This is a genomic window from Microbacterium sp. MEC084 (assembly GCF_004514465.2).
Lineage (GTDB): Bacteria > Actinomycetota > Actinomycetes > Actinomycetales > Microbacteriaceae > Microbacterium.
Map to the genome: position 1 here is coordinate 1 of NZ_MYFP02000055.1, position 680 is coordinate 680.

The 680-nt window shown below is 66.2% G+C and carries 1 protein-coding gene and 1 pseudogene; one reads left to right on the plus strand and one right to left on the minus strand.

All coding sequences use genetic code 11. From position 1 onward, the window contains the following. Positions 1-221: integrase core domain-containing protein (locus B5M43_RS14920; protein ID WP_230667932.1), on the plus strand; the 221-nt coding region annotated here is incomplete at its 5' end. Between the two features lie 23 nt (positions 222-244). Here the strand turns inward: B5M43_RS14920 and B5M43_RS14925 are convergent. Continuing rightward, a pseudogene (locus B5M43_RS14925) lies at positions 245-680 on the minus strand (DDE-type integrase/transposase/recombinase); the annotation flags it as partial.

A 680-nucleotide genomic window follows, 5' to 3' on the forward strand; every position in this document is an offset into this window, starting at 1 on the left:
TCGGGCTGTTCAAGAACGAAGCCATCCGCGACGACTCCCCATTCCGCAACGGGCCGCTGCGGACCGTCGACGACGTGGAATGGGTCACCGCCGAATGGGTCGACTGGTACAACCACCGGCGCCTGCACTCCACGCTCGGCGATGTCCCGCCCGACGAGTTCGAGGCCGTCTACTACGCTGACCTCGAAACGCCATCCCACCCGGTGCTGGCACCCGCATAGGAGCGGCAGAGAACCGGGGACGCTTCAATCAGCTCGGTCTTGTAGAGGTTGTTGATCGCCTCGGCGAGGGCATTGTCATACGAGTCCCCGACAGTGCCTGTCGACGGGGTCGCGCCAAGTTCGACGACGCGGTCGGTGTAAACCATCGACATGTAGTTCGAGCCGTGGTCGGCGTGATGGATCAGCCCGTCGAGCGGGCCGTCCGCGCCCCAGGCGGCCATGTCCAGCGCTTGTAGGGGCAGGACCTCCGCGCGCAGCGTCGAGGCGACGTTCCAGCCCACGATCTTGCGCGAGTACACGTCGGTGACGAACGCCACATACGCGAACCCCGCCCAGGTGGCCACATACGTGATGTCCGCGACCCAGAGCCTGCGCGGCGCGTCTGCGCGGAACCGTCGTTGGACGAGGTCCCGCGGCAGGGATTGCGCCTTGTCGGGCCTGGTCGTGAACGCCTTCTTC